Annotated in this window: 16 protein-coding genes and 1 pseudogene; 7 read left to right on the plus strand and 10 right to left on the minus strand. The window is 72.2% G+C overall.

Annotated features, from left to right (window positions below; all coding sequences use genetic code 11):
• The first annotated feature begins 114 nt into the window (after positions 1-114).
• Both OG456_RS09830 and OG456_RS09835 read left to right on the plus strand, forming a co-directional pair.
• Entirely contained in the window at positions 115-642 is a 528-nt protein-coding gene (locus tag OG456_RS09830; protein ID WP_266559264.1) for a cysteine dioxygenase, read from the plus strand.
• 44 nt (positions 643-686) lie between these two features.
• Positions 687-1,091 (plus strand): rhodanese-like domain-containing protein, encoded by a 405-nt coding sequence (locus OG456_RS09835; protein ID WP_266559266.1) that lies wholly within the window; start codon positions 687-689, stop codon positions 1,089-1,091.
• Between the two features lie 89 nt (positions 1,092-1,180).
• Here the strand turns inward: OG456_RS09835 and OG456_RS09840 are convergent, their stop codons facing one another.
• From OG456_RS09840 to recA, 4 genes are all read right to left on the minus strand, one after another.
• Positions 1,181-3,721 carry an ABC transporter permease gene (locus tag OG456_RS09840; protein WP_266559268.1) on the minus strand — a complete coding sequence of 847 codons (2,541 nt, stop codon included), beginning with the start codon at positions 3,719-3,721 and terminating at the stop codon, positions 1,181-1,183.
• Complete coding sequence (locus OG456_RS09845; protein ID WP_266559270.1) at positions 3,718-4,680, minus strand: helix-turn-helix transcriptional regulator; 963 nt, start codon at positions 4,678-4,680, stop codon at positions 3,718-3,720. Before OG456_RS09845 ends, OG456_RS09840 begins: the two co-directional genes overlap by 4 nt.
• A 365-nt stretch (positions 4,681-5,045) precedes the next feature.
• A complete protein-coding gene (recX, locus tag OG456_RS09850) occupies positions 5,046-5,810 on the minus strand; it encodes a recombination regulator RecX (protein WP_266559272.1) in 765 nt (254 codons plus the stop codon).
• 3 nt (positions 5,811-5,813) lie between these two features.
• Positions 5,814-6,938, minus strand: a complete 1,125-nt coding sequence (gene recA / locus OG456_RS09855; protein ID WP_266559301.1) for a recombinase RecA — start codon at positions 6,936-6,938, stop codon at positions 5,814-5,816.
• A gap of 963 nt (positions 6,939-7,901) precedes the next feature.
• Between recA and OG456_RS09860 the strand changes: the two genes are divergently transcribed.
• Positions 7,902-8,744: a hypothetical protein gene (locus OG456_RS09860; protein ID WP_266559302.1), complete on the plus strand. Its 843-nt coding sequence runs from the start codon at positions 7,902-7,904 to the stop codon at positions 8,742-8,744.
• Between the two features lie 21 nt (positions 8,745-8,765).
• Here the strand turns inward: OG456_RS09860 and OG456_RS09865 are convergent, their stop codons facing one another.
• Together OG456_RS09865 and OG456_RS09870 are read right to left on the minus strand one after the other, a co-directional pair.
• Positions 8,766-10,040 carry an AI-2E family transporter gene (locus OG456_RS09865; protein WP_266559303.1) on the minus strand — a complete coding sequence of 425 codons (1,275 nt, stop codon included), beginning with the start codon at positions 10,038-10,040 and terminating at the stop codon, positions 8,766-8,768.
• 59 nt (positions 10,041-10,099) lie between these two features.
• Positions 10,100-10,294 (minus strand): DUF3046 domain-containing protein, encoded by a 195-nt coding sequence (locus OG456_RS09870; protein WP_116509123.1) that lies wholly within the window; start codon positions 10,292-10,294, stop codon positions 10,100-10,102.
• Between the two features lie 79 nt (positions 10,295-10,373).
• On the opposite strand from OG456_RS09870, the gene OG456_RS09875 reads away from it, so the two are divergent.
• Positions 10,374-11,327, plus strand: a complete 954-nt coding sequence (locus tag OG456_RS09875) for a hypothetical protein (protein WP_266559306.1) — start codon at positions 10,374-10,376, stop codon at positions 11,325-11,327.
• Between the two features lie 19 nt (positions 11,328-11,346).
• On the opposite strand, the gene OG456_RS09880 is transcribed toward OG456_RS09875, so the two are convergent.
• On the minus strand, positions 11,347-12,531 hold the full coding sequence (locus tag OG456_RS09880) for a CdaR family transcriptional regulator (protein ID WP_266559308.1): 1,185 nt from the start codon (positions 12,529-12,531) through the stop codon (positions 11,347-11,349).
• Positions 12,532-12,695: 164 nt separating this feature from the next.
• Between OG456_RS09880 and OG456_RS09885 the strand changes: the two genes are divergently transcribed.
• Together OG456_RS09885 and OG456_RS09890 are read left to right on the plus strand one after the other, a co-directional pair.
• Entirely contained in the window at positions 12,696-14,099 is a 1,404-nt protein-coding gene (locus OG456_RS09885) for an alkyl sulfatase dimerization domain-containing protein (RefSeq protein WP_266559310.1), read from the plus strand.
• Positions 14,099-15,400, plus strand: a complete 1,302-nt coding sequence (locus OG456_RS09890) for an MFS transporter (RefSeq protein ID WP_266559312.1) — start codon at positions 14,099-14,101, stop codon at positions 15,398-15,400. Before OG456_RS09885 ends, OG456_RS09890 begins: the two co-directional genes overlap by 1 nt.
• Before the next feature lie 44 nt (positions 15,401-15,444).
• Here the strand turns inward: OG456_RS09890 and OG456_RS09895 are convergent, their stop codons facing one another.
• The 3 genes and pseudogenes from OG456_RS09895 to OG456_RS09905 all read right to left on the minus strand — a co-directional run.
• A complete protein-coding gene (locus OG456_RS09895; RefSeq protein WP_227297675.1) occupies positions 15,445-15,753 on the minus strand; it encodes an AzlD domain-containing protein in 309 nt (102 codons plus the stop codon).
• Positions 15,750-16,544, minus strand: coding sequence for an AzlC family ABC transporter permease (locus tag OG456_RS09900; RefSeq protein ID WP_266569133.1), 795 nt, complete (start codon positions 16,542-16,544; stop codon positions 15,750-15,752). The genes OG456_RS09895 and OG456_RS09900 overlap by 4 nt, the downstream gene beginning before the upstream one ends.
• Positions 16,545-16,684: 140 nt before the next feature.
• Positions 16,685-17,449 (minus strand): annotated as a pseudogene (locus OG456_RS09905) (AraC family ligand binding domain-containing protein); the annotation flags it as partial.
• A gap of 101 nt (positions 17,450-17,550) precedes the next feature.
• Here OG456_RS09905 and OG456_RS09910 point away from each other — a divergent pair.
• Entirely contained in the window at positions 17,551-22,458 is a 4,908-nt protein-coding gene (locus OG456_RS09910) for an ATP-dependent helicase (protein WP_266559316.1), read from the plus strand.
• Positions 22,459-22,461: the final 3 nt, after the last annotated feature.

The following is a 22,461-nucleotide window of genomic DNA, read 5'->3' on the forward strand; positions in this document are numbered from 1 at the left end:
GTGTCGCCCGTCCTGCTGAATTCGCCGCTCCCCCTGCGCGCCCCCCTTTCACCGGGTTCACCGGTTCTTCCGGGCCTTCTCGCGCGCTTTCCGCGAACCTTCAGGACGGTATCCGTGTCTGCCTCAGCCTCCCCTTCCCTGGTGACCGCCGCGCCCACGCAACGTGACCTCCTCGACTTCGTACGCCGTACCGCCGAGGACCACGAACTCATCGCCTCGCTCCCGCTGGACCCCGAGGGCCGCACATGGGTGCGGCTCGAAGGGCCCGGCGGCAGCGAGGCCTGGCTCATCGGCTGGCCGCCCGGCACCGGCACCGGCTGGCACGACCACGCCGAATCCGTCGGTGCCTTCCTCACGGCGTCGGGCGAGCTCAGGGAGAACTCACTCGCGGCCCGACTGCCCGCCGACGGCTGGAAGACTCTCGAGCTGTCCGAAGGAGTCGACCGCGAACGGACGTTGGCCGCGGGCAAGGGCAGGGCCTTCGGGCAGCACCATGTGCACGAGGTCCTCAACGAGAACACGAGCGAGCACGCGATCTCCGTGCACGCCTACTACCCGCCGCTCCCGCAGATCCGCCGCTACAGCCGCACGGGCGCGGTGCTGCGGCTCGAGACGGTGGAGCGGCCGGAGGACTGGCAGTGAGGAGCGGGGGCAGGGTGGGTGACGTGACTGCTGGGGTGAGTGACGTGAGCGGCCCGCGGAGTGAACGGCCCGAGGGCATCGACGAGTTGCTCGACCGGGTGCGCCTCGGCCTGGACCGGGTCGACGCCGATGAGGCGTACACGGCCGCCACGGCGGGCGACGCGCTCCTCGTGGACATCCGCTACGCGGCGCTGCGCGAGCGGGACGGGCTGATCCCCGGAGCACTCGTGGTGGAGCGCAACGAACTGGAATGGCGGCTCGATCCGCAGGGCAGCCATCGCGCGGCCGAGGCCACGAGCCACGATCTGCGCGTCGTGGTCGTCTGCAACGAGGGCTACGCGTCGAGTCTCGCCGCGATCTCCCTGCGGCAGTTGGGGCTGCACCGGGCCACGGATCTGGTCGGCGGTTTCCAGGCGTGGAAGGCGGCGGGGCTGCCGGTGGCCGAGTGACGGTCGCGCGCGGCTGCGCGTGCGGCTGCAGGAGTACGTGATGGTGGGTGCCTCCGAGGTAAGGGGCGCCCACCATTGCGTACTGCCCCTTACTCCTTGGCTGTGGCCACCTCTACCGGTCGGGGCCTCAGGGCGGCGTGGCCGGGCAGCGCGGTCGCGGTGAGCGCGAGGAGTCCGGCGGCGGCGACCACTGCCACGTAGACGAGGGGTGTGACGGCGGGGGCGGCGCTGCCGGTCATGCCGACACTGAACGCCGTCAGGACGGCCAGTGCGATACCGCTGCCCAGGACCGTGCCGATGAAGAGCACGGCGAGGGCCTCGGTGCGCAGCATCCTCAGGACCTGACGGCGGGTGGCGCCGGCGAGGCGGAGCATCGCGAACTCCCGGATGCGTTCGGAGACCGACATCGCGAGGGTGTTGACGACGGCGATCGCGGTGAACGCGAGGATCAGGCCCATGGCGAGGAGGTTGACCTCGGCGTTGTCCTGCTGGCGTTCGGCCTGCAGGTCGTCGGCCGCCCCGGGAGCGAGAACGCGCAGGCCGGGGAACTCCTGGACGGCGCCCGCGAGTTGTTCCTGTGTACGGCTGGTCCTGACGAGCACGGAGGAGGCGAGGGGATTGTCGACGTGCCGGGCCACCAGGTCATGGGCCAGGGTCAGATCGCCGAAGCCGAGACCCTTCGCGTAGACGGCCGCCACGACGAGGGTGGCCGGCGTGCCGTCCCCGAGTGTCAGCTTCAGTCTGCTGCCGGGCTCCAAGTGGAGCTGACCGGCGGCGAGTTCGCTGACGGCGACGCCGTCCCGCCGGAAGTCCTTCAGCGATCCCGCGGTGACGTCCGGGTCCCACGTACGCGTGAGGCCGTCACGGGTGACGCCCTGAGCCGGGTACTTGTCGAGTCCTACGCGCACGGTGGTGCGGACGACCTCGGTCGCGACGGTGCCCTTGACGGTACGGAGCTTCCGTGCGGCCTCGGCGGGGACCCCGGGGCCCTGGGCCGCGACGATCCAGTCGGCCCGGATCCCTTCGCGCGCCTGAGCCCGTGCCGCGTTGCCCAGGGTCGGCTGGGTGAAGAGGACGGTGCAGGTCAAGCCGATGAGGAGGGCGAGCGGGGTGACGGCGGCGGCCATCCGGGCGGCATTGCCACGGAGGTTGGCGGTGGCCAGCTTGCCGCCGGGCCCGGTGAGGCGCAGCGGTCCGGCCAGGAGGACCGCGGCACCCTTCACAAGGAGCGGGCCGAGCAGTGCGACGGAGGAAGCGAGGACGACAACAGCCAGGAAGGTCACCGGGGTTGACGCCGGTTCGGTGCGCAGCACGCCGAGTACGGCGACGAGGACAGCGCCGCCCGCGAGAAACGCGATCCCGGCTGCGACGCGACCCCAGGCGGGCCGGGCACGCTCGACCCTGGCCTCCGTGAGTGCTTCGGCCGGGCGGATACGGGCGATGCGGCGGGCGGAGATCCGGGCGGCGGCCCAGGCTCCGAAGAGCGTGGCGCCGACGGCCGCGAACAACGGGAAGACGCTGATGGTCCGTTCGAGGGCCGGCGGCACCGCTCCGAGTTCGACGAAGCGGTGATACAGCCACCCTCCGAGCGGAAGCCCGGCGAGGGAGCCGAGGACACCCGCGGCGGCGCCGACGATGAGCGCCTCACGGCCCAGGAGCTTGCGGATCTGCCCGGGCGTGGCCGCGATGGCGCGCAACAGGGCGAGTTCGCGATGGCGTTGCTGAACGGACAGCGCGAAGGTGCCGACGACGACGAGGACCGCGACGAGGAGGGAGGTGCCGCCCATCGCGCCACCCATGCTGACGAGCTTGATGCGGGCACCCGCCGCGTCGAGGAACTCGACGGGGCCACGGGCGTCGCCGGTGGTGACCTGGGCGGTCGTGCCGTCGAGTGCCTTGGCGACGGCACGCGCCAGCTCTGCCGGCTTCTGGCCGGGGGCGGGGATGACGCCGAGGGCGGTGACCTGGCCGGGGTGGTCGGCGAGGCGGCGGGCCTCCGAAGGGGTGAAGAACAGGGAGGTCTGGTGGGTCACTGACGCATGCCCGGCGGGGGCGGCGATCCCGGTGACGCGGTAGATGCGCGGAGTTTGGGTGGACTGGACGGTGAGGCTGTCTCCGGGCGTCAGGTGGGCGCGGTCCGCCAGGTCTCGGTCCACTACGAGGTCTTGGGGCTTGGCGGGTGGGGTCCCGGCTGTCAGGGCGTAGGGGGTCAGCGCGGCGGAGTCCCAGGCGTGGCCGTACGCGGGCCTGTCGAGAGCGGCGGCTCCCGGCGCCAAGGGCTGTGCCAGGAAGGTGAGTTCGGGGACGACCCGCTCGACGCCCGGGAGGTCGCGGAGCCGTCCCGCGGTGTCCTCGGGCAACCAGGCTCGCTCGGCGATGGGTTTGGCCTTGTGCTTGACCTTGGTCTTGCCCTTCTTGTGCTTGACCGTGGTCTTGTGGACGTTCTGGTCGGCGGAGACGACTACGGGAGCGGCCGCGTACCGCTCGGTGCGGATGGTGCCGCGCAGACCGGTCTCCAGGAGGGTGCCGCAGGCCGTGATGAGGGCGGCCGCGCACATGAGGGCGAGGAAGGCACCGAGAAACCCCCCTTTGCGGTCCCGGACGGTGTGCAGTGCGTAGCGCAGCATCATGGCGTGTCCGTCTCTGAGGTGGCGTGGGGGGCCGGGATTCCCTCGGCCGGGGCCTGACTTCCGCCGACGGGGACCTGGTACGCCGGGGCGTCGCCGGCGGGAGCCTGGTGCGCCGGGGCGGCGGCGGGAGCATGGTGCGCCAGGGCACCGACGGCGGGAGGCTGGTGCGCCAGGGCCTGGCGCGCCGGGGCCTGGTGCGCCGGGGCCTGGTGCGCCGGGGCACCGTCGGCACGGGTGCCGTCACCGCGGGTGCCGTCGGCGCGGGTGCCACCGGCACGGGTGCCACCGGCACGGGTGCCACCGGCACGGGTGCCGTCACCGCGAATCCCGTCGGCGCGTGTGCCATCGGCGCGTGTGCCATCGGGGCGGGCCGGCGCCGGGAAGGCGAGGAGGCGGGTCAGGACGGTGCGCGCGCCGTCCGGCGTCTCGCCGTCGGGGCGCTTGTAGCGGTTGAGGATTGCGATGAACTCCTCGAAGAACGCGCGGAGTTCGGGCAGCGTGAGCCGGATCGTGCCGCGCGAGTAGGGGAAGGCGTCCGCCCACTCCCCCAGGTCCTGCCCCTGCCGCTGGAGCCGCTCGAAGAGTTCGAGGTCGGCGGCGTACGAGAGGTGGTTCAACTCGTCCATGACGAGCCGGGTTTCGGGGTTCTGGCGGCGGCGGGGCGGGAAGCGGCGGTCGCCCGGGACGGCTCGCCACCAGCGCTCACGCCCACCCACGCTCCGGCCCTGGGTCGAGCTCTCCTCGGTGAATCCGTAGCGGGCCAGCTCACGCAGGTGGTAGCTGGTGGCGCCGGTGTTGAGCCCGAGGTCGCGGGCCAGCATCGCGGAGGTCGCGGGGCCGTGGAGGGTGAGATGCTGGAGGATCTGCTGGCGGCGGGGCTGAGCCAGCGCCTTCAGAGCGCTGAGATCGCTCAGCTCCTGGCCGCCGGCGGGAGTGGCGGAGCCGGGTTCCGGTGTCATGCGTACACACTCGCCTGTGCACACATCCCTGTGCACTGCGGCGACCAGGCGTCATGACCCGGGGGTTAACCCCACCTGAGCGAGGGCGAGTTCGGCGTCGGACCCCCGTACCGACGCCGCCCTCTCCCTCACCAGGCGGAGCTCAGGAACCCCTCACCCGTCGGAGCTCAGCAACCCACGCACCCGGGCGGAACTCGAAAGCCTCCCCACCCGGCGAACGCGGCCACGATCGCCGCGTCGGCTCGAATACCCTTCACCCGGCCGAGCTCGAAGCCCCTCCGCCGGCCGAGCTCGAAAGCCCTCACCCGGCGGAGCCCAGAAATCCCCTCGACCAGGGGCTCAGAAGTCCCCCGCCCAGGCGGAGCTCAGAAATCTCCCAGCCCGAGATCCTCGGTCTCCTCGCCCTCTTCCTCCAGGGCCTGGCGGACCACCCTGAGCGCCATGCCCTCCGGGTATCCCTTGCGAGCGAGCATGCCCGCGAGGCGGCGCAGGCGCTTGTCGCGGTCGAGGCCACGTGTGGAGCGGAGCTTGCGGGCCACGAGCTCGCGGGCGGTCTCCTCCTCCTGCTCGGAGTCGAGCTGCCCGACGGCCTCGTCGATCACCGCCGAGTCCACCCCCTTGGTCCGCAGCTCCCGGGCGAGCGCCCGCCGGGCCAGCCCCCGGCCGTGATGGCGAGACTCCACCCAGGCATCCGCGAAGGCGCCGTCATTGATCAGACCGACCTCTTCGAAGCGGGACAGCACTTCCTCCGACACCTCATCGGGGATGTCCCGCTTCGCCAGCGCGTCGGCGAGCTGCTTTCGCGTGCGCGGTTGCCCGGTGAGCAGGCGCAGGCAGATGCCGCGCGCCCGCTCCGCCGGGTCCGCAGGCGGCTCCCCCTTCTCGGCCCTCGGCGAGGACGGGGAGCCGCTGTCCTGTTGCCCTCCGGCAGCTTCGCCGAAGCCGCCGCGCCGCCGACGGCCACTGCTGCGCCCGCCGCCACGGGTACCGCCACCGCCCCGTGCCCCGTCACTCGGTCCGTCGCCGTCACGCGGCGCCCCGTGCCCGTCCGGGTCACCCGGGCCCCCGTCGCCCAGGTCCGTCGGGGAGGCGGGGTAGGCGTGATCGGCCCAGTCGGTTCGTCGCGTCACGGACTAGCTCTTGGCCGCCGCGGTCTTGGACTTGGTGGCCTTGCTCGCGGGCGCGGGCACCGTCTTGGCCGCGTCCTCGGCGGGGGTGGCACCCGCCGCGTCGGCACCGGGCTCGGCCGTGGGCGCCTCCGGCTTCACACCGACACCCAGCTTCTCCTTGATCTTCTTCTCGATCTCGTCGGCCAGGTCGGGGTTGTCCTTCAGGAAGTTGCGCGCGTTCTCCTTGCCCTGGCCGAGCTGGTCGCCCTCGTACGTGTACCAGGCGCCGGCCTTGCGCACGAAGCCGTTCTCCACACCCATGTCGATCAGGCCGCCCTCGCGGCTGATGCCGTGGCCGTAGAGGATGTCGAACTCGGCCTGCTTGAAGGGCGGCGCGACCTTGTTCTTGACGACCTTGACGCGCGTGCGGTTACCGACCGCGTCGGTGCCGTCCTTCAGCGTCTCGATGCGGCGGATGTCGAGTCGCACCGAGGCGTAGAACTTCAGCGCGCGGCCACCGGTCGTCGTCTCCGGCGAGCCGAACATGACGCCGATCTTCTCGCGCAGCTGGTTGATGAAGATCGCGGTGGTCTTCGACTGGTTGAGCGCGCTGGTGATCTTCCGGAGCGCCTGGCTCATCAGACGGGCCTGCAGACCCACGTGCGAGTCGCCCATCTCGCCCTCGATCTCCGCTCGCGGCACCAGGGCGGCGACGGAGTCGATGACGATCAGGTCGAGCGCGCCGGAGCGGACCAGCATGTCGACGATCTCGAGCGCCTGCTCACCGTTGTCCGGCTGGGACAGGATGAGGTTGTCGATGTCGACGCCGAGCTTCTTCGCGTACTCCGGGTCGAGGGCGTGCTCGGCGTCCACGAACGCCACGGCGCCGCCGGCCCGCTGCGCGTTGGCCACGGCGTGCAGCGTCAGGGTCGTCTTACCGGAGGACTCCGGCCCGTACACCTCCACCACACGGCCGCGCGGCAGACCGCCGACACCGAGGGCCACGTCGAGTGCGGTCGACCCGGTGGGGATGACCTCGATGGGCTCATTCGGCCGCTCGCCCATGCGCATCACTGCGCCCTTGCCGAATTGCCGTTCAATCTGTGCGAGCGCGGCGTCGAGCGCCTTCTCGCGGTCAGTTCCTGCCATGGGTTCCACCCGATTTGCTTGAGTCGATCGCTTCACGTCAAAGACGCTAACGCCTGCCACTGACAATCGGCCTCGACGCCCGTCCGCCTGTGGATAACTCGAGGCTCGCAGCCCTGCCACTCTCACCGAAATCCCCGAAAACACTGGGGAGAGAGCCGCCAGACACTCCATAAGAATGGATGTTCGATTTTGGTGTCAAGCGCACCACGCACACCACGCGCCCTGCGATGCGGGGCTCGTGGACTCTGACGTTCCCCGAGGCGACCCCGGGGCTCCCCGAGGCCTGGAGGTCCGTAGATGCCCTTGCCCCTGTGCCGAAGGACCGCGGTGCTGTCCTTCCTCCTCATCCTCTCTCTGGCAGGGTGCGGGCGGGATACGAGCGGCTCCGGGAAGGCCTCGCGGACGGGCTGGTCTTCGGGGAGGCGCAGCGGACAGCGGGGGCAAGGTGACCGGGATCGGGCGGCCGCCCTTCCTGCCGGGCAGTACAGGCGAGGTCGCTGAGGCAGACCGCCGACAGGAACCGGTGCTGCACGAGCTCGAGCGGGTGCCCGGCACTCGGCAGGTCTGGGGCGTCGGGAACATCAGCGCGGGCGGGTCTGGGGCGTCGGGAACATCAGCGCGGGCGGGTCTGGGGCGTCGGGAACATCAGCGCGGGCGGGTCTGGGGCGTCGGGAACATCAGCGCGGGCGGGTCTGGGGCGTCGGGAACATCAGCGCGGGCGGGGCCGGCGCGGAGAACTTCTTCCACGGTGTGACGGGCGACTCGGCTCGCACTGAGAGCCCGGCCTCCCCGGCCTCCACCCGGCAGCCTTCTTGAGCCCGGCCCGGCACCCCTACGCAGCCCGGCCCATCACCGGCAGCCCCGCGGATACCTGCCTGCCGCCCGCGACTACTCCCCCCGGCGTACGAGCGGTGCCTTCGGCCGGGGGACGACGGCACGGCCCCCGATCGCGAGGCTTGCGCCATGGAGAACGCGCAGAACCACCGCCCGGTGATCCCGCAGGGCCGGCTCCCGGAGCACCCGCGGGACCGCCGCCCCCTGACCGGCGCGGTACGCGACCTGTGGCGCGCCGCCCTCCCCTCCGAGCGCCTCTGCTACGCCACCGGCGCAGTTCTGACCTTCTCCGGCCTCGCCCATCTGCTGGTCTTCGCGGTCGACGGAGGGCCGTGGGACGGACCTGTCTCGTGGCGCAAGCCGGTCACGTTCGGGGTTTCCTTCGGCCTGACGCTGATCGCGCTCACCTGGGTGACGTCGTATCTGCGGATCGGCGCCCGCACCAGGAACGTCCTGCTCGTCGTGTTCGCCGCCGACTGTGTCCTGGAAGTCGGCGGGATCACCCTCCAGGCATGGCGGCGGGTGCCGTCGCATCTCAACATGGAGTCCGGCTTCGACACCGCCGTGTCCATGTCCCTCGCGGTGGGCGGCGGGATCCTGGTCGTGCTGCTCTCCGTGTTCGCGGTCGCCTCGTTCCGGCGCCGGCCGTCGGGGCCCACGGGGATGCCGCTCGCACTGCGGTCCGGGTTCGCGATTCTGCTCGTCGCGCTGGCGTCCGGCGCCGCGATGATCGCGCGCGGGGTGATCCTCACCAAGACCGGCCGCCAGGAGGCGGCCTACCACTCGACCGCGCCCCTCAAGCCGCTGCACGGCGTCAGCCTGCACGCCGTACTCGTCCTGCCCGCACTGGCCTGGCTGATGTCCCGTACGGCATGGAGCGAGAGGACCAGGAACGGCGTGATGCGCGGTGCGGTCGCCTGCTACGCGGCCGCGGTCGCCGCCGCCGCGGTCTGGGCGGCGATCACCTACTGAGCGCCCTCTGTCGGTAGCCGTCTACCGGGAGCCGTCCCGCGTATCGTCCCCGTCCGATTCCGGCCCCGGCACCACTTCGGCCCGCGGATCGTCCGGCCTGCGCAGGGCGGCCCGCATGCGCCCGAGGAGTGACGAACCGGATCTGCTGCGGTGGCCGTGTACCCGCGGGTCGTCCGTGACGTCGTAGCGCTTCACGTACGCCCCGAGGAAGGCCTGCAGCGTCGCCACCGCGGGGATGGCGATCAGCGCGCCGACCGCGCCGAGGAGCGCCGTGCCCGCGATGACGGAGCCGAAGGCGACCGCTGGGTGGATGTCCACGGTCTTCGCCGTCAGCTTGGGCTGGAGCACATAGTTCTCGAACTGCTGGTAGACGACCACGAAGATCAGTACCCACAGCGCGTACCAGGGGTCGACGGTGAAGGCGATCAGCATCGGCAGGGCGCCCGCCAGATACGTGCCGATGGTCGGGATGAACTGGGACACCAGGCCGACCCAGACGGCGAGCACGGGCGCATAGGGCACGCCCAGGGCCTCGAGCAGGACGTAGTGCGCGATCCCGGAGATCAGTGCCATCAGCCCGCGCGAGTAGAGATAGCCGCCGGTCTTGTCGACCGCGATCTCCCAGGCGCGCAGCACCTCCGCCTGCTTGGCGGGCGGCAGCACCGAGCACAGCGCGCGCCGGAGCCGGGGGCCGTCGGCGGCGAAGTAGAACGAGAACAGCAGTATCGTCAGCAGCCGGAACAGGCCTCCGAGGACCTGCCCCGACACGTCAAGGACGCCGCTCGCGCTGTTCTGCACGTACTTCTGGAGCCAGTCGGAGTGGAGCAGGCTGTCCTGGACGGCGACCCTGCTGAGGTCCGTGTGGAACGTCTGGTTGATCCAGTTGATCACCGAGTCGAGGTACTCGGGAAAGTCCTCGACCATGCTGACGATCTGGCCCGCGAGCATCGAGCTGAGCAGGACCACGAAACCCGCGCCGGCGACCATGACGCCCAGGAAGACGACCCCGGTGGCCATCCCCCGGCGCATGCCACGCCCGGCCATCCAGCTGACGGCAGGCTCCACGGCGAGCGCCAGGAAGAACGCGATCAATACGTTGATCAACAGCCCGGTGAGCTGGTGGAACGCCCAACTGCCCAGCTGGAAACAGGCGATGAGGGCCAGGGCGAGCACCATGGCACGCGGCAGCCAGCCCGGCATCCGCGCACGCGCACTCGCGACCCCACCCCCACGGGGCGTCCGGCCGGGCGGAGAGGCGTCGGATGCCGCCTGCAAGGTCTCGTCTGTGGGTGCCACGGAACCAGTCTCGCCCACACCAACGACAGCCGGTCACCGCCCCCGCTCGTTCGAGCAGGTCAGCGGTTCTCCGACGGAACATTCATCGTGCCGCACACCGCACGCCACACGTCCTTCGCCTCCCAGCCGGCGTCGAGCGCCTCGTGCACGGTGCGCCCACCGAGTTCCGTCATCACATGATCACGCGCGAATGTGTCGGCGTAGCCAGGACCGAAGTGATCCGCCATCCGCTGCCAGAAGACCGTCAACCGCATGACACCAGTATCCCGCCCCTGAGAGTGCAGCCCGGCACGGAAGGCTCACCGAGAACGCTTTCCGTCCTACGGTCGGTGCATGGCCGAAAACGGAGCATCCCCACTCCCTCAGACCAGCTCGGCGCCCTCCCCGCTCTCCCGTGCCGAGCACTTCGTCTGGCTGACCGCGCGCGTCCTGGAACAGCGACGCTTCGCCTACCACTTCCTCGGCGCGGGCCGGGCGGGCGCAGACGCCGTCGAGACCGCCCTCTCCGCCTACCGCAACGAGGACGAGGGCTACGGCCACGCCCTCGAACCCGATCTCCGCGGCCCGGTGAGCCAGCCCCTGCACACCGGGCAGGCGCTGCGCGTCCTCGACTCGATCGGCCGCTGCAGCGGCCAGCGGGTGGAGCGCGTGTGCCGCTACCTGACGTCCGTGTCGACCGCCGAGGGCGCTCTCCCGGCGATCCATCCCAGCCAGCGTGGCTACCCGTGCGCGCCCTTCGTGCCGGTGGTGGACGACCCGCCGAGCGAACTGCTCGCCACGGGCCCCGTGGTCGGCCTGCTGCACCGCAACCAGGTGTGGCACGCGTGGCTGTTCCGGGCGACCGACTTCTGCTGGGCCGCGGTCGAGACCCTGAAGAAGTCCCATCCCTACGAGATCGAGGCGGCCGTGGCCTTCCTGGACGGCGCCCCCGACCGCCCGCGCGCGGAGGCGGCCGCCGACCGGCTCGGCCGGCTCGTGCGCGAGCAGCGGCTTGCGCTGCTCGATCCCGGGCGGCCGGAGGCGTACCCCGTAGCGCCCGGGTACGCGCCGGGTGAGCACCACCTTCCGCACGACTACGCGAAGGCTCCGGAGTCGCTGGCGCGCGCGTGGTTCACGGATGAGGAGATGGCACGCTCGCTGGACTTCCTCGCGGGCGAGCAGCAGGACGACGGCGGGTGGCCGATCCGCTGGCGCCAGTGGGCTCCGGTGGTCGAGCTGGAGGCGCGCCCCATGGTGACGGTCGAGGCGCTGCGCACGCTGCGGGCGTATGGGCGGCCGATCGTCTGACGCCTTCGTGGGCGGCGCCTCAGGAAGCGTCGACCGCGTCCCTCAGTAGAAGTGCGGCGATGGCGAGTGCCGTCCCGCGCGGAGCCGCCAGGTCGATGCCCGTCTGCTCGCCGATGCGGGCGAGCCGGTTGTCGACCGTGTTGGGGTGCAGACCGAGCGCGGCGGCTGTCGCCCTGCGGTCCTGTTGGTGAGCGAGATGGGTGCGCAGGGTCTCCAGGAGTTCGGGCCGGCCGGCCACGGGGTCCAGGAGGGCCGCTATCCGGTGACTCGTCTCGCTGGGGCGGGACAGGTGGTACTCCAGGAGCACGTCGTCCAGGCGGTGCAGCCCGGCCGGGATGCCGCACGCGCGCGTGATGCGCAGGATCTCGGTGGCGGTGCGGGCCGCTGCGGTCACCTCCTCGGGGCCGGCCGTCCGCACGGCGGCCACCCGGACCTCGAACCCGCCGGCCTTGGCGAGACGGCCGGCCAGGTCGTCCGGGGCCGGGCAGTCCTTGGGCACGATGACCCGCCCGCCGTCGGCCTCCAGGAGCGCGAGCACCTCCACTCCGAAGGTGTGGTCCAGGGCGGTCTGCAGCCGCCGCAGCCTGCGCCGCACGGCGACCGGTCCCTCGGCGGGATCCGCGTCGAGGCCGAGGGCCAGTACGAGAGCGGGCCCTTCGAGGCCGAGCTGGTCCAAAAGGACGTGCCCCGGCGGGACCATCCCGTCGAGCAGGCCTCGCACCAGGGAGCGGACCTGGGCCCGCTGCTCGGCCTCCAGGGCGGAGCGCTCGTCGAGATACGTCTCGGCCACGGCGCCCACGATCCCCGGGTGCGACTGCAGCAGGACGTCGACGAGCTCGACCAGCGCGCCTTCCTCTCCGGGGCCCGCGACGTCGCGCAAGGCCTGCCACAGGGCGTACAGGCCATGCGCGTAGGTGCGCAGAAGGAGGTGCAGCGGCATGCCCTCCTCGGCCCGCTGAGCGGCGCGCTCGCGGAACAGCCGGTTACTGCCGGGCTGTACCAGGTCCGGCTCGCTGACACGTCGCAGGAAGAGCCGTACGCCGTGCCGGACGGTCGCGGCGACCTCCAAGTCCTTCACGTCATCCGGGAGTTCGGCGTATCCGGGCAGTTGCTCGAACGCCTCGCGAGCCATGCGGCGGGCGAGTTCGTTGACTCTCGGTTCGCAGCGCGCGGCCAGGGAGCGGGCTTCGGGCGACAGGGCCACTGTTCCTCCATTCCCCCATGGACATGGACGGGGCACTGCGTTTGTGACGCGTCACATTACCTACGGGCGGGACGTGTGACGCGAGGCGGTGTTCGATCTCACATCGGGGGCCGAAACTCGTGGCCGGTGGCGATCGACCGCACTGCACACGAGGAGCCGAGGACATGACCGGACACAAAGAGCAGGACCACGCCCAGCACTCCGCGTACGGCCCGTACAGCGACTACATCGACCGGGTCTGGCAGGGCACCGAGACGCTGCTGCCCCATCTGACGGGCACGTACTCCGGGAGCGAACTGGTGCGCCTGCGTGACCGCGTGGGCTTCTTCCCGGCGTTCGCCAACGTGGCCGCCTTCGACACGGGCGACGGCGTGGTCCTCGTCGACTCGGGCGACTTCCGTACGGCGGCCCACCTGCACGAGGCGGTTTCCGGGTTCGGTGCGGGGCCGGTGCGCTCCGTGGTGTACACGCACGGTCACGTGGACCACGTCTTCGGAGTGGCCCCCTTCGATCAAGAGGCCGACAAGAGCGGCGGCCCGCGCCCCGAGGTGATCGCCCACGAGGCCGTCCCCGCCCGGTTCGACCGCTACATCAGGACGGCGGGTTACAACTCCTGGATCAATCGTCGGCAGTTCGGAGTGCCCTCCCTGGAGTGGCCCACCACGTACCGCTATCCCGACGTCGTCTACAGGGACCGTCTGACCGTGCGGCGCGGGGAGCTGACGTTCGAGCTCGTGCACGCGCGCGGGGAGACCGACGACCACACCTACGTGTGGATCCCCGAACTCAGGACGCTGTGCACGGGCGACCTGTTCATCTGGAACACGCCGAACGCGGGCAACCCCCAGAAGGTGCAGCGCTATCCGGAGGACTGGGCGCGCGCTCTGCGCGCGATGCAGGAGCTCGGCGCCGAACTCCTGCTGCCTGGACACGGCGTTCCCGTCGTCGGCTCCCGCCGCGTGTACCAGGCCCTCGACGACACCGCGCGCCTCCTGGAGTCGCTGTGCGAGCAGACCAGGGAGCTGATGAACGCGGGCCACCGCCTCGACGCGGTCATCCACGGGGTGAAGGTCCCCGAGGAGCTGCTGGCGAAGCCGTACCTCCACCCGGCCTACGACGAGCCGGAGTTCGTCGTACGCAACCTGTGGCGCCTGTGGGGCGGCTGGTACGACCAGAACCCCGCGCACCTCAAGCCCGCCCCGGAGGCGGACGTCGCGGCCGAGTTCGCACGCGCCGCGGGTGGCGCGTCCGCGCTGGCGCTCCGCGCCTCCGAGCTGCTCGCCGCCGGGGAGCTGCGCCTCGCCTCGCATCTGGCGGAGACCGCGGCCCTCGCGGCGCCCGCCGACCAGGAGGTGGCACGTGTGCGTGCCGATGTGTTCGCACGACGTGCCCTCCAGGAGACGTCGACCATGGCGCGCGGTGTCTTCCACTGGGCCGCCGCCGAATCGGCAGCCGTGGCCGCCGGCACGGACGTGCAGACGGAGTTGACGCGTTCCCCGGAGGGACGCAGGCGGGCCGAAGGGGCGATCAGCGTCGGTGTGGTCGACGACGAAGACGGCTGCTGCTGATGAGCCGGGCGTGGCGCACCACGTGGCTGCTGCTCGCCTTCATGCTCGTGAACTTCGCGGACAAGGCCGTGCTCGGGCTCGCGGGCCCGGAGATCCGGGCGGACTTCGGCATCACGCGGCAGGAGTTCGGCACGGCGCAGTCGGCGTTCTTCGCACTGTTCTCGCTGGCCGCGCTCGGCGTCTCGGCCCTCACACGGCGCGTGCGGACGACGACCCTTCTGCTGGTGCTCGCGCTTCTGTGGTCGGTGGCGCAACTGCCGATGCTGTGGGGAGCGGCGGGGTTCGGCACGCTACTGACCACGCGCGTGCTCCTCGGTGCGGCGGAGGGGCCCGCCTCCCCCGTCGCCATGCACCACGTCCACGGCTGGTTCCCGCAGCGTGAGCGGGCCCTGCCCACCGCGGTCCTGCTGGTCGGCGCGGCGGCCGGAGTGGCCGTCGCCTCGCCGGTGCTCACCTGGGTGATCACACACTGGGGCTGGCGCTGGTCGTTCGGTGTCGTCGGTCTGGCGGGCCTTCTGTGGGCCGTCTTCTGGCGGCTGTGGGGCGCGGACGGGCCGCTGGCCCCGCCGCTCACCACGAAGCCGTCCGAGGCCGCAGAGCAGACGTCCACGACGGACACGGTGCCGTTGCGCGCCATCCTGCTCTCCGGCACGTTCCTGACCGCCGCGTTCGGCTCGTTCGCCGCCTACTGGTCGATGAGCACCATGCTGACGTGGGCACCCGACTACCTGGAGAGCGTCGTCGGCTGGGACCTTCACCAGGCAGGCACGATGGTGGGCCTGGGCGCCCTCGCCAACGGGGCGGTCATCCTCGCCCACGGCCTGATCGCCCAGCGCTCCGCCCGCAAGGGCACACCTCGGCGCCTGCCCCCAGGGTCCGGTGCGGGTCTTCTCGTCACCGTCGCGGGCTGCGCCGTCGCCGTGTACGGCACGACGGACTCCCTGGCGGTCAAGGTGCCCTTGATGCTCGGCCCCATGGCGCTCGCCATGGTGATGCTGACCGTGGCGTCCACGGCCTGTGCCCGCATCGCTCCTCCGGCCCAACGCGGTGTCGCCCTCGGCACTTTGACCTTCGTCTACGCGCTGGGAGGCATCCTGTCGCCCCTCGTGCTCGGCAGCATGGTGGACCGCGCGAGGACGGTGTCGGCCGGCTACGAAGAGGGCTGGCTCCTCACCGCCGGGCTGCTGGTGACAGCGGGGGTCCTGGCGGCGCTCTTCTGCCGCCCGGAGACAACGGCCCGGCGACTCGGCCTACCGGAACCCGCGGCGGGGTCGGTGCCGCAGGTGCCGGTGGCGCACTGAGTGCGGGTGGCAGGTGTGCAAGGGGTCCACGCGCGCGTGGGAGCTCATCCCGTGACGGCGCGCAACCCGGCCGTGACCACGACGGCCGCCGCGACGACGACCAGGAACGGCGCACGCAGGATCAGCGCGACCGCTGCCGCGGCCAGCCCGGCCGCCTTCGCGTCGAGAACGAGTGTGGTGCCGTCGGCGAAGGTCTGCTGGGCGGTGAGCGCGGCCAGCAGGGCCACGGGGAGCAGCGCCGCCAGTCGTCGGACCAGTGGCCGTTCCAGAACACCGGCGGGCACGAGGAGGCCGATGAGCTTGACGGCGTAGCAGCCGACTGCGGTCACCGCGACCGCGATCCAGATGTTCATCGGCCCTCTCCCTGTCGGCCGTCGGCCTTCTGCGGGTCCTCTTGTGGGTTCTTTCCGGTTGTCCGCCGTGCCGCCCGGCGCCCCTCTGCGCAGAGCACGGCCGGCGCGGCGAGCGCGGCCACCAGGACCGGGACACCGGCCGGCAGGACAGGCAGCAGCCCGAGGCCGAGGATGACGGCGATACCGGCCACGGCCCGTTCCGTGGATGTCCGCAGCATCGGCGCGAGCAGCGCCAGGAAGACCGCGGGTCCGGCCGCGTCGAGCCCCCAGGCGTCGGTGTCCCCGATGGCCTCCGCACCGAGCGCCCCGAGCAGGGTCGTGAGGTTCCACAGCACGTACAGGGTCAGTCCCGTGACGGTGAAGCCGATACGGGCGCTGCGGCGCGTGGGCTGGGCGAGCGAGACGGCGGTGGTCTCGTCGATGACCCAGTGCGCGGCGAAGGGGCGCACCACGCGCGGGAGGGCGAGGAGCTGGGACAGGCGCAGCCCGTAGAACGAGTTGCGCACGCCGAGGAAGAAGGCGCCCGCAGCGGCGGTGAGCGGGTTGCCGCCGGCCGCGATCGCGCCCACAAGGGCGAACTGCGAGGCCCCGGTGAACACGAGCAGGCTGAGCGCGCAGGTCTGGAGCACGCTGAGGCCGCTGCCGGCCGAGGTCACGCCGAAGGCGAACCCGGAGAGCCCGACGGCGACGCCGACGCCGAGCGCGTCCCGGACGACGGCGGAATCGGCCTTCTCAGGCCTTCCGTCGCCGGGCCGTCCTGCTTGCCCGTCCCGTGCTGATCCGGCGCGTATCGCCGCGGATGTTGTCTGTTCTGCCACGCCTGTGACGGTACGAGGGAGCGCGCGGCCGGGTCTTGTACGTTCTTGCGCTCCCGCTGGTAGGCGCCGGGCGGTACGCCGACGATCCGCGTGAAGTGCCGGTTCAGGTGCGGCTGGTCCGTGAAACCGACCGTCACGGCGGCGTCGGCCGGTGCCGTGCCGCCGTCCAGGAGGCGGCGGGCGGCCCGCACGCGCGCGTCGGTGAGCCAGGTGTGCGGCGGCATCCCGTACGCGTCTCTGAAGGCGCGCAGCAGGGCGAACGGGCTGGTGCCGAGTTCGGTGGCGAGGGCCTCCAGCGACGGCGGCTGTGCCATCCGCTCGGTGAGTACGGCACGTGCGCGCGCCGCGATCGTGGCACCGGCGGATCGCATGGGGCGCGCGGTCATGGGCTGCCCGTGATCGCGCAGCAGCCGGGCGACCACGATGCGCAGCAGGCTGTCGGCGGCGAGTGCGTTGCCCTCCTCCGCCGCGCGGTGCACCTCGCGGATGAGGTGGGCCGCGTGCGGGTCACCCACGATCGGTTCGGCGAACGCGGCCGTCCCGCGGACCGACGTGGTCTCGCCGGCGATCTCCGCTATGACATCGGCCGACGGATAGAGCGTGTGGTACGCCCAGCCGCCGGGCTCACCTGCCCGCGCGGTGTGCGCCACCTCCGGGTTGATCATGACGACGGTGCCGGGTCCCGCGTGCACCGTGCCGGTCGGCAGTCCCACGTCCTCGATGCCGCTGGTGACCGCGCCGAAGACGTACCCGTCGTGGCTGTGGCGGGGGAAGGTGTGGCGGACGTAGCGCGCCCGCAGCAGGTCGAGGCCCGGCAGCTGTGCGTAGCGCCAGTGCCTGGCCCATTCCTTCGTTCCCGACCCCGCCATGCGTTCCATTCTGCGCCACGAGCGGGCCGCGCTGCCCGGCGCGGGAGTCCGGGCGCGGAGCGTTTACGCAGGTCCGGGCCGTTGTCAGTGGGGAGGTGCACGATGGGTGCATGGTCAGGTCCGCACGCAGCCCGCTCGACGGTTTCTCCCCCGCGACCCGCAGTTGGTTCACGGGGGCGTTCTCCGCGCCCACGCCCGCGCAGGCCGGGGCGTGGCAGGCCATCGGCGAGGGCTCGGACGTGCTGGTCGTCGCGCCGACGGGTTCCGGCAAGACCCTGGCCGCGTTCCTGGCCGCCCTGGACCAGCTGGCGTCGACGCCGCCACCGGCCGACCCGAAGAAGCGCTGCCGCGTCCTGTACGTCTCACCCCTCAAAGCCCTCGCGGTCGACGTGGAGCGCAATCTGCGCAGCCCGCTCACCGGCATCCGGCAGGAGTCGGTGCGCCTGGGACTGCCCGAGCCCGAGGTGAAGGTCGGCATCCGCTCCGGGGACACTCCCCCGGCCGAGCGCCGCGCCCTGTCGACCCGGCCGCCGGACATTCTGATCACGACGCCCGAGTCGCTGTTCCTGATGCTCACGTCCGCCGCGCGTGACGCGCTCACGGGCATCGAGACGGTGATTCTCGACGAGGTGCACGCGGTGGCGGGCACCAAGCGCGGCGCCCATCTCGCGCTGTCCCTGGAGCGGCTCGACGAGTTGCTGCCCCGGCCCGCCCGCCGGATCGGCCTGTCCGCGACGGTCCGTCCTGTCGACGAGGTGGCGCGTTATCTGTCGCCGCAGCGCAAGGTGGAGATCGTCCAGCCGCGCTCGGGCAAGGAGTTCGACCTCTCGGTGGTCGTGCCCGTGGAGGACCTGGGCGAGCTCGGCGGCTCGCCCGTCGCCGACTCCGACCAGGCCGCGGAGCGGCCGTCCATCTGGCCCCATGTCGAGGAGCGCATCGCCGACCTGGTCCAGTCGCACCGCTCGACGATCGTCTTCGCCAACTCCCGCCGCCTGGCCGAGCGCCTGTGCAACCGGCTGAACGAGATCGCGTACGAGCGGGCGACGGGCGAGGCCCTCCCCGAGGACCACGCACCGGCCGAGCTGATGGGCGGTTCGGGCGCGGCGAACGGGGCACCTGCGGTCATCGCCCGCGCCCACCACGGATCGGTCTCCAAGGAGCAGCGCGCCCTCGTCGAGGAGGACCTGAAGGCGGGCCGGCTGCCCGCCGTGGTCGCCACGTCCAGCCTCGAGCTGGGCATCGACATGGGCGCGGTGGACCTCGTCGTCCAGGTGGAGTCCCCGCCCTCCGTGGCATCCGGCCTCCAGCGCGTGGGCCGTGCGGGACACCAGGTGGGCGCGGTCTCCACAGGCGTCGTCTTCCCGAAGTACCGGGGCGACCTCGTCCAGGCGGCCGTGGTCACCGAGCGGATGCGCACGGGCTCCATCGAGTCCCTCCGCATTCCCGCCAACCCCCTGGACGTGCTGGCGCAGCAGCTCGTCGCGATCACGGCGCTCGACACCTGGCAGGTGGACGACCTGCTTGCGCTCGTCCGCCGCGCGGCCCCCTTCGCATCGCTGCCGGAGTCCGCGTTCACCGGCGTCCTCGACATGCTCGCCGGGCGCTATCCCTCCGACGCGTTCGCCGAGCTGCGTCCACGCGTGGTGTGGGACCGCATCGCCGGCACGATCACCGGACGCCCCGGCGCCCAGCGCCTGGCCGTCACCTCCGGGGGCACGATCCCGGACCGCGGCCTCTTCGGGGTGTTCCTGGCCGGATCCGACCCCAAGAAGGGCGGCGGCCGGGTGGGCGAGCTCGACGAGGAGATGGTCTACGAGTCCCGGGTGGGCGACGTCTTCACCCTCGGTACAAGTTCCTGGCGCATCGAGGACATCACGCGCGACCGCGTACTGGTCTCCCCCGCGCCCGGTGTCCCGGGCAGACTCCCGTTCTGGAAGGGCGACCAGCTCGGCCGGCCGCTCGAACTGGGGCGCGCGGTGGGCGCGTTCCTGCGCGAGGTCGGTTCCATGTCCCCTGAGGACGCACGGCTCCGGCTGCTCACGGCCGGCCTCGACGCGTGGGCCGCAGACAATGTGCTGGCCTATCTGTCCGAGCAGCGCGAGGCCTGCGGCCACATCCCGGACGACCGCACCATCGTGGTCGAGCGGTTCCGTGACGAGCTGGGCGACTGGCGGGTCGTCGTGCACTCCCCCTTCGGCGCGCAGGTGCACGCTCCCTGGGCGCTCGCTCTCGGGGCCAGGCTCGGCGAGAAGTACGGCATGGACGCCCAGGTCATGCACGCCGACGACGGCATCGTGCTGCGCCTTCCCGACGCCGATCTCATGAGCCTCGACCTCCTGGACCAGGAGCCCTCCAAGGCCGGTTCGGAGTACGACGCCGACCAGGCCCCCCTAGGGGCCGCCGACGTCGCCTTCGACAAGGGCGACGTCAGCCAGATCGTCACCGACCAGGTCGGCGGCTCGGCCCTGTTCGCCGCCCGCTTCCGCGAGTGCGCGGCCCGCGCCCTGCTGCTGCCCCGACGCAACCCCGGCAAGCGCACCCCCTTGTGGCAACAGCGCCAGCGCGCCTCCCAACTCCTCCAGGTCGCCAGCGAGTTCGGCTCGTTCCCGATCGTCCTCGAAGCCGTACGGGAGTGCCTCCAGGACGTCTTCGACGTGCCCGGCCTCGCCGAGCTGATGGGTGACATCGAGTCCCGCAAGGTCCGCCTCGTCGAGGTGACCACCCCGGAGGCCTCCCCGTTCGCCCGCTCCCTCCTGTTCGGCTACGTCGCCCAGTTCCTGTACGAGGGCGACTCCCCGCTCGCCGAGCGGCGTGCCGCGGCTCTGTCGCTGGACTCGCGGCTGCTCGCCGAACTGCTCGGCCAGGCCGAGCTGCGCGAGCTCCTCGACGCGGACGTGCTCGCCGAGCTGGAGCAGGAGCTCCAGTGGCGCACCGACGACCGCCGCATCAAGGACGTCGAGGGCGTCGCTGACCTGTTGCGCGTCCTCGGGCCGCTCACGGACACCGAGTTGGCGGATCGGGGCGCCGAGCCGGGATGGGCCCGGGAGCTGGCGTCCGCCCGCCGCGCCATCCGGGTCCGTATCGCGGGAGCCGACCACTGGGCGGCGATCGAGGACGCGGGCCGGCTGCGGGACGCGCTCGGCACAGCGCTGCCGGTCGGCGTACCCGAGGCCTTCACGGAGCCCGTCAAGGATCCCCTGGGCGACCTTCTCGCCCGGTACGCACGCACGCACGGCCCGTTCACCTCCGCCGCGGCCGCCACCCGCTTCGGTCTCGGCGCGGCGGTCACGGACGGCGCCCTGCAACGCCTGGCGGCGAACGGGCGGGTGGTGCAAGGCGAGTTCCATCCGGCGGGCATCGGCCAGGAGTGGTGCGACGCGACGGTGCTCCGACGTCTGCGCCGGCGTTCGCTCGCGGCCCTGCGGCACGAGCTGGAGCCGGTCCCGCCCGCCGCGCTCGCCCAATTCCTGCCCCAGTGGCAGCACTTGGGCGGGCACGGGCTGCGCGGTGTGGACGGTCTGGTGCGTGCGGTCGAGCAGTTGCAGGGCGCGTCCGTACCGGCGTCCGCCCTGGAGAAGCTCGTCCTGCCGTCCCGGGTCTCGGGTTACGCGCCCGCGATGCTCGATGAACTCACGGCGTCGGGCGAGGTCGTGTGGGCGGGTGCGGGTTCCCTGCCCGGAAAGGACGGCTGGGTCTCCCTGTATCTGGCCGACACGGCACCCCTCCTGCTCCCCGCGCCGCACCCCCTGGAGCTCACCGCTCTCCACCAGTCCGTCCTGGACACGCTCTCCGGTGGTTACGGTCTGTTCTTCCGTCAGATCGCCGACCAGGTCCGCGCGACGACGCACCCAGATGCCACCGATCCCCAACTGGCGGACACGCTCTGGGATCTGGCCTGGTCCGGGCGGCTCACGAACGACACGCTGGCCCCGATGCGCTCGCTCCTGGGGTCGGGCCGCACCGCTGGATCCACGGCTCATCGCGCCCGCCGCGCGATCCCGCGCGGGCGTTACGGAGGCCTCACCGCCGCCGCACGGACCGCCTCCCGATCGGGCCCACCGACCGTCGCGGGCCGCTGGTCGCTGCTGCCCGCAGTCGACCCAGACCCGACGGTGCGCGCCCACGCCCTGGCCCGCACGCTCCTCGACCGCCACGGCGTGGTGACCCGGGGCGCCGTCGCCGCGGAAGGCGTGGAGGGCGGCTTCTCCGCGGTGTACCGCATCCTGTCCGCCTTCGAGGACAGCGGCCAGGCCCGGCGGGGGTACGTCGTCGAGGGCCTCGGCGCCGCGCAGTTCGCGATGGACGGCGCGGTGGACCGCCTGCGCGCGGCCGCGAACGCCCGCGATCGCGGCGACGCCCCGCCCGACCCCTACGCAGGCCCGCCCGGCCCGCCCGCGAACCCCACGACCGACGCGTCGGCGGCCTGGGACCCCTCATGGCCCACGGCCACCGGACCACACGCCGTCCCGGACTTCCCCCCTGACTTCCCCCCGGGCACCGTCCCTGATTTCCCCCCGGACTTCGCGGAACACGACGTCTGGCCCGCACCCGGCCACCCCGGCCCCGGCCCCGGCCCCGGTCGCGCCCCGTGCCGCCGCAAGGCCGCTTCCAGAGCCGTCGTCCTCGCCGCCGCCGACCCGGCGAACGCCTATGGGGCGGCCCTGCCCTGGCCCGACTCCCCCACCGGCGCAGGACACAAGCCGGGCCGCAAGGCGGGCTCCCTGGTCGTACTCGTCGACGGCGAGCTGACCCTGTACATGGAGCGCGGCGGCAAGACCCTGCTCGCCTGGCCCGCATCCGAAGGCGACGCCGGCGCGCTCACCGCCGCCGACGTGGCCGAGGACTCCCGGCTGCCCGCCGCGGCGGAGGTACTGGCCGACGCCGCCAAGGCGGGCTCCCTCGGCACGATCACCGTGGAGCGGATCAACGGCTCGGCCGCTCTGACCTCCCCGTTCTCGTCCCTCCTGGAAGCCGCAGGCTTCCACGCAACCCCGCGAGGCCTACGCCTGCGCGCGTAGCCC

The organism is Streptomyces sp. NBC_01446 (assembly GCF_026340095.1).
In the GTDB taxonomy this organism is placed as follows: domain Bacteria; phylum Actinomycetota; class Actinomycetes; order Streptomycetales; family Streptomycetaceae; genus Streptomyces; species Streptomyces aureus.

Bases quoted from the DNA above. Each gene is read 5' to 3' on its own strand.
- OG456_RS09840 (WP_266559268.1), bottom strand. From the start codon at position 3,721: ATGATGCTGCGCTACGCACTGCACACCGTCCGGGACCGCAAAGGGGGG.
- OG456_RS09845 (WP_266559270.1), bottom strand. From the start codon at position 4,680: ATGACACCGGAACCCGGCTCCGCCACTCCCGCCGGCGGCCAGGAGCTG.
- recA (WP_266559301.1), bottom strand. From the start codon at position 6,938: ATGGCAGGAACTGACCGCGAGAAGGCGCTCGACGCCGCGCTCGCACAG.
- OG456_RS09860 (WP_266559302.1), top strand. From the start codon at position 7,902: ATGGAGAACGCGCAGAACCACCGCCCGGTGATCCCGCAGGGCCGGCTC.
- OG456_RS09870 (WP_116509123.1), bottom strand. From the start codon at position 10,294: ATGCGGTTGACGGTCTTCTGGCAGCGGATGGCGGATCACTTCGGTCCT.
- OG456_RS09875 (WP_266559306.1), top strand. From the start codon at position 10,374: ATGGCCGAAAACGGAGCATCCCCACTCCCTCAGACCAGCTCGGCGCCC.
- OG456_RS09885 (WP_266559310.1), top strand. From the start codon at position 12,696: ATGACCGGACACAAAGAGCAGGACCACGCCCAGCACTCCGCGTACGGC.
- OG456_RS09890 (WP_266559312.1), top strand. From the start codon at position 14,099: ATGAGCCGGGCGTGGCGCACCACGTGGCTGCTGCTCGCCTTCATGCTC.
- OG456_RS09895 (WP_227297675.1), bottom strand. From the start codon at position 15,753: ATGAACATCTGGATCGCGGTCGCGGTGACCGCAGTCGGCTGCTACGCC.
- OG456_RS09910 (WP_266559316.1), top strand. From the start codon at position 17,551: ATGGTCAGGTCCGCACGCAGCCCGCTCGACGGTTTCTCCCCCGCGACC.